Consider the following 6429-nt stretch of genomic DNA (forward strand, 5'->3'; position numbering starts at 1 on the left):
ACTATAATATAACTGTAGTTAATAAAAAGCAATCACCAAAGGGAGTTGAATTTTATAACTATGGTAATATAATGAGCCCATGAACATACTCGCAATGAATATTAAAGACAGACTCAAAGCGGTTGGCCTCACTCAAAAAGAGCTAGCCGATAGAGCCAATATTTCTCAAGTCATGGTGCATAAATTGGTGTCGGGTAAAACCACCTCTACCTCTAAAATTATGGCGTTAGCTAAGGCACTTAACTGTACGCCGGACTGGTTGATGTATGGTGATAAGACTAAAACTGATGCTGATGCTGATGCTGAATGGGTAGGATCCATCGAGCCTTGGGGTAATGACACTATTTTAAGCAAGGATGAATTAGAAGTCCCTTTCTTTACAGAAGTCGAACTTGCAGCCGGTAATGGCGCGATTGCAATAAGTGAAAATCATGGACCTAAACTCCGTTTTGCAAAATCGACATTAAGACGTCAAGGCGTAGAAGCAGAGCATGCTGCCTGTGTGAAAGTGAATGGCAGTAGTATGGAGCCCGTTTTACCAACAGGCTCAACCGTCGGTATCGACACGGCTAAAACAGACATTATCGATGGGAAAATGTATGCTATCAATCATGATGGCATGCTGAGAGTAAAGTTAGTTTATCAGCTTCCCGGCGGTGGGATCCGCCTACGTAGCTATAACAGCGACGAGTATCCCGATGAACATTATGATAAACAACAAGCGAGTCTGATCCGTCTCATCGGCAAAGTCTTCTGGTATTCAGTGCTGCTATAAAAAATACATTTTTTATCGCTCAAAACTTGAATAGAATACCGGACGCCCTTTTGTGATAGCTAAGTGATCTGAGAACCTCATTGCACTGGCTATCAATCATCGATTGAGTTAAAAAAACCAAAAAAAAACCTGCTCAAAGAGCAGGTCAGACATATTCAAGTCATCCAAAAGGAAATAAGGTTACCGCAAAAAAAGCGTTAATCTATGCTAGGTCATAACGACATAACACTTGAGTCTAGCGACACCAAAAAAGTGCTTTAAGGTTGATGGATAAAACAAAACTCACGTTTAAAGGAGAGTTAACCTTTAAACGACATGGCGAAAATCCCGCCATGCAAAACATCCGAGTTAAACCAAATATTTTGCCAATAAATTGTGTTCATTTGTGAATAAGCCATTTTCGTACTCCTAACAAAGTTGTAATAAAATTACTCTAGTGAAACTTAGCTGAATAGACTAGATAAGCCGCCAGTTCAGGTTTAGAGTCAACTTGTCGCTCGATTCCTTGGAGAATTATCCTTCCTGGATAGACTAGATTGGTTAGCGAGTCGCTAACCAATGAGAAGCATTATAGCTAAGTGTAATTTTATTACAATCTTTTTTATTAAAAAGACTAATTATACCCACTTTAAGTAATAAAAGAACAGGGTTCAAATAAAAAGCAATATAATCAAATGCATATGGTTTACGTTGATATTGGAACTAAATTAAATTCAGAATAATCGACCTCATTAGACTCAACATAAAGTCAAAAACAGACATAATGAAGAAAAAACGTCCTTATTGAAAATAAACAATAAGGCAAATAATAACACGATGAATAGAAAATCAATTCTGAATTTCCAATCTGCTCAGCCTTCTAGTATATAGTTAATCAAGCTAACAACAGGAGCTGCTGTAGGACTGCCGTAATGAGGATGTCCCTCTACCGCACTGCCAGCAATATCTATATGAGTAAAAGGCAAAGGTAAATCAGCATGCAAGCCGTGATCAAACAATCCCGATGCCTTGAGTAAAAAAGCGGCGGGATACTGATGACCACGTGCTGTAATGGCTGAAGGTCCATTATTTGACGATAAAACATCTGCGGCCCCTGAAGGATCGATGATTTTATTAAAGTCCTCTCGGCGTAATGACGATCGCTCTATTGGCTCGCCCCATTTTTGCGCTTGTTGCTGTATATGAACCCCCACCTTTGCGTGCTTAGCAACACTGTTTTCTACCATCGCGGTATAACCGCCATAACAACGCACCACATGCCCTGTTAATGTCGCGACAGAATAGAGCTGCGGATGAGGCGCACTTTTTGCTTGAATACGCAAATGAGAAAGCAAATCAGCCAATACTAAACGTCCTTCCGCATCGGTATTGCCTATGCGGACGCGGCAATCAGCATGACTCGTCACAATTTCATCGGTGACAAAAGCATCACTGCCGATACTGTTACGCACTAAACCTAACTGTGCTATCACGCGGATCCCTTTTGGCTGTAACAAGGATAAGGTTTTCATTAAACCAGCAACAGCGGCCGCGCCGCCTTTATCTCGACTCATACCGGCCATCCCCCCTGCCACTTTTATATCTGCGCCTCCAGTATCATAAATGACCCCTTTGCCTGCAAAAAGAAACGTCCGCGTTATTTCACCTTCGCCGCAATATTCTAATTTAACCACTCGAGGATGATGTCTCGGTACGGCAAAAGAGGCCCGCGCCACCGCACTCAATAATGGATAGTCATGTATTAATAAATCAATATTATCAATAACCTCAATACCGATCGCTGAGCCTTCGAATGCTGCTTGGCAGTAATAACTAAAGCGAATGGCTGACATTCTTTCAGGCTCTGTGCCACATAAGTCTCGGGCAAGTTGCCTACCCGCTTCTATCGCACTGAGCTTATGACCTCGTTTATTTGAAGTGAATAAGCCTATTTCAACAATCGACTCTGGTACTTTTCCGGCTTCTCTTTTCTCCAAGGGCTGCCATAAAGCCTGCGCGCAGGCTAATGCAGAAACGTTATCCGCTAATTGAAAACGCTCATCGTTAGCTTCTATCACCATTAATATTGGCTTTAACGCTCCCGAGGCTTGTGCCATGTTGATCCCAGCTTTAGCCGCGTCACTGTAAATACGCACATCTTGATAATCATCATCGACTTGCAATACTGGGGCTATGATCAATTTACCTCCCGCTAACCCAGGAGCCAACAATAAGCAGGTCGACTGGCCCACTCTGTTATCAACTGACGCTGCATGCTCGGCAAATAATCGTACCTCATCAACTGGAATACCCTTGAGTGTATGAGTCACAACAATTAATGCATCCCAACCTTGTCCATCAAATATGGCGCTTTCATCTTTAACATCTACAAAATTGACTGATTTCATTTTATTTATTCCCCTTAAACAGCGCTATCAATGGCTATATCGCGACTATTTCATTCTGCTTTAACGCTTACTTATGCTAGAATATCGCAACTTTTCACTCACATTACAATAATAAATAGCCTATGTATTTTCACATCTCTGGCGTACTGCTAAAGCAAAGAAAATCATACCGTAATCACTGAGTAGCGCCTGTTTCATTGATAACTTAGGTTGCAATAATATCCCCCTCATTAATTAGGAGTGTTTTGTGTCTTCTTTAAGTCAATTACAACCGCCAGTATTATGGCAGTGGTTCGAACAAATTTGTGCCATTCCACACCCTTCTAAACATGAGCAAGCACTCAGCCAACATATTCAAACTTGGGCAAAAGATAAAAATTTATCCATTATTGAAGATGCGGTTGGCAACCTGATTATTCGTAAACCAGCCACCTCTGGCATGGAAAATCGTAAAACCGTCGTGCTTCAAGCTCATTTAGATATGGTGCCGCAAAAAAATGCCGATAAAGAGCATGACTTTGAAAACGATCCCATTGATGCTTATATCGATGGTGACTGGGTTAAGGCAAGAGGCACCACCTTAGGCGCAGATAACGGCATCGGTATGTCTTCTGCACTCGCCGTACTCGGCAGCGATGATATTGTTCATGGCCCTTTAGAAGTCCTATTAACCATCGATGAAGAAGCGGGCATGACGGGCGCTTTTGGCTTAGAAGCCGGTATGTTAGCAGCCGATATTCTGATTAACACCGATTCAGAACAAGAAGGTGAAATTTACATGGGCTGCGCTGGGGGCGTCGATGGAGAACTTAGCCTGCCAATGCAATGGCAAGCGCCCAATGAACAAGTCCATGCTTTTCGCTTAGCGCTATCGGGCCTTAAAGGCGGCCATTCAGGTGTGAACATTCATCTTGGTCGCGGCAACGCCAATAAATTATTGGCCCGCTTCTTATTCGATCATGCACACACTTTATCGATACAATTAGCCAAGTTCGAAGGCGGCTCATTACGTAACGCTATTCCCCGTGAAGCTGAAATCGAATTTAGCTTACCTGCTGATAAATTGTCTCAATTACAAAATGATATAGCAGATTATCAAGCCTTGCTACGTCAAGAGTTAGCGATAATTGAGCCTGATGTCGAATTCACCTTAACGGAGATTGTGATCCCTAGTACCGTCATGGCAAATCACAGCCAAACAGGGCTGGTTAACCTTATTCACGCCTGCCCGAATGGGGTAATACGCATGAGTGACGAAATTGAAGGTGTAACGGAAACCTCCCTCAACCTCGGCGTGATTAAGACCAGCAAAGACAGTGTCACCTTATTATGCTTAATTCGCTCCTTGATGGATTCAGGCAGGGACAACGTAGAAGGTATGCTCAGTGCCTTAGGACAATTAGCGGGTGCCAATGTCGAGTTCAGCGGGGCTTATCCCGGTTGGAAACCGGATAACAGCTCACCGGTTATGGCTAGCGTACGTGACACTTATGAGGACATTTATCAGAAAGCACCCACGATTATGGTGATCCACGCAGGTCTTGAATGTGGTCTGTTTAAAAAACCTTATCCCGATATGGATATGGTCTCTATTGGCCCGACTATTCGCTATCCTCATAGCCCTGATGAAAAAGTCAATATCACTACCGTAGGTCAGTACTGGACCTTATTACTGGCGATTTTAGAGCGTATTCCAGTTAAGGGTGAATAAGTTCGATTATTCGCTAAAATGCCTTTTAGCCATAGAAGCCAAAGTATCAACACGCTGTTTTAGCTTCTTTTTACAATGAATCGAAGATGACAAACTAAAACCCTAAATCCAGCTGCGCTTTTTTGAGTTCTGTTATCCTTTTTTGATTATTATCTTCATGGTTTAATCCAACCGAAATACCGATTAAACGTATGCCTCGATCGTGCCGCCGCTCTAATGCTTGCTCTAATAAGATATAAAATAAGGTTAATGATATCTCATCACTGCGATGTTCGATGGTGGTTTGTTTAAAGTCATTGAATTTAAGCTTCACGACCTGCTTACTGATCTTTCGATCTTTCGCACTTCGCTGTACCCTTTTGCTGAGCTCTGGAATTAATGACTCCATCACCGACTGACATTGAGAAAGCGTAACAATATCTTTCGCCAGTGTGGTCTCGACGCCGACAGATTTGCGTTCACGATGAGGATAGATACCTCTAGCGTCAATACCTTGTGCGCGCTCTAGTAATGAAGCCCCAAATTTACCAAATTTAGCCAATAATATTGCATCAGGAAAACCTTGTACGTCACCACAGGTGTGTAAGCCTAAATCCGCTAGCTTTTGTGCGGTCACTTTTCCCACACCGGGGATTTTATTAAGTGATAATGTTTTAACAAACTCAGGGATCATCTGAGGCAAAATGACATACTGCCCATTGGGCTTATTGAGATCTGACGCAATTTTGGCTAAAAATTTCACAGGGGCAACACCAGCCGATGCCGTTAAACCGGTTTCTACAAATATTTTATCTCTGATTTCAGCAGCCATTAAAGTGGCTGAGCCTTGACTAAATTGGCAATCAGTGACATCTAAATAGGCTTCATCTAAAGACAATGGCTCAATTAAATCGGTGTATTGCCTGAATATGCTCTGGATCTGTTGTGAGACACTCTTATAAACTGCCATTCTGCCCGGCACTAAAATCAAATCAGGGCATAGCCTCAGCGCATAAGCCGACGCCATCGCTGAACGCACGCCATATTCACGTGCTTCATAATTGCAGGTACTGATCACCCCGCGTCGATCACTTCGCCCCCCAACAGCAATCGGCTTCCCCCTTAATTCAGGAAAATCGCGCATTTCTACAGCAGCAAAATAACAGTCCATATCGATATGAATGATCTTCCTCAATGGGGTTCCTTAAATGAGCATAAAGTCGCATTCTCTATTGCATACTATACTGTGTATAAAAACAGTATTAAAGAGTATCATCTTTAATCTGACTTTTAAGTGAAAAATCACGCGATAAAGGCTCATAAATGACGTTAACAACCACATTTAGCCTTTTCATCTCATGGCAAGTCATTCAAACTAATCAATCTCACATTCAACACAATACGTTCCCATGACCTTGTCTACTCCCCAGCCAATGCCCACGATCCTAAAGCAAACCGTTTTAACCACTAGTACTTAAACACAGTGAAAATGATCGATTGGATTCACTTCAAAACGGGTAACTGTTCGCTCGGAAATAACAATGAAAGACTTCTAGCTTTACGGGGTTTCTTACTAA

Annotated in this window: 4 protein-coding genes; 2 read left to right on the plus strand and 2 right to left on the minus strand. The window is 42.3% G+C overall.

All coding sequences use genetic code 11. The features are described 5' to 3' along the window. The first annotated feature begins 79 nt into the window (after nt 1-79). Complete coding sequence (locus tag L2764_RS12240; protein ID WP_248940539.1) at nt 80-775, plus strand: XRE family transcriptional regulator; 696 nt, start codon at nt 80-82, stop codon at nt 773-775. A gap of 851 nt (nt 776-1626) precedes the next feature. On the opposite strand, the gene L2764_RS12245 is transcribed toward L2764_RS12240, so the two are convergent. Continuing rightward, complete coding sequence (locus L2764_RS12245) at nt 1627-3162, minus strand: M17 family metallopeptidase (RefSeq protein ID WP_248940540.1); 1536 nt, start codon at nt 3160-3162, stop codon at nt 1627-1629. Nucleotides 3163-3409: 247 nt separating this feature from the next. Here L2764_RS12245 and L2764_RS12250 point away from each other — a divergent pair, with 247 nt between their 5' ends. Next, nucleotides 3410-4873, plus strand: coding sequence for an aminoacyl-histidine dipeptidase (locus tag L2764_RS12250; RefSeq protein ID WP_248940541.1), 1464 nt, complete (start codon nt 3410-3412; stop codon nt 4871-4873). 94 nt (nt 4874-4967) lie between these two features. Here L2764_RS12250 and dinB read toward each other — a convergent pair whose 3' ends face one another. Further along, entirely contained in the window at nt 4968-6047 is a 1080-nt protein-coding gene (gene dinB / locus L2764_RS12255; RefSeq protein ID WP_248940542.1) for a DNA polymerase IV, read from the minus strand. Between the last annotated feature and the right edge of the window lie 382 nt (nt 6048-6429).

It is taken from the genome of Shewanella surugensis (genome assembly GCF_023284005.1).
Taxonomy (GTDB): Bacteria; Pseudomonadota; Gammaproteobacteria; order Enterobacterales; family Shewanellaceae; genus Shewanella; species Shewanella surugensis.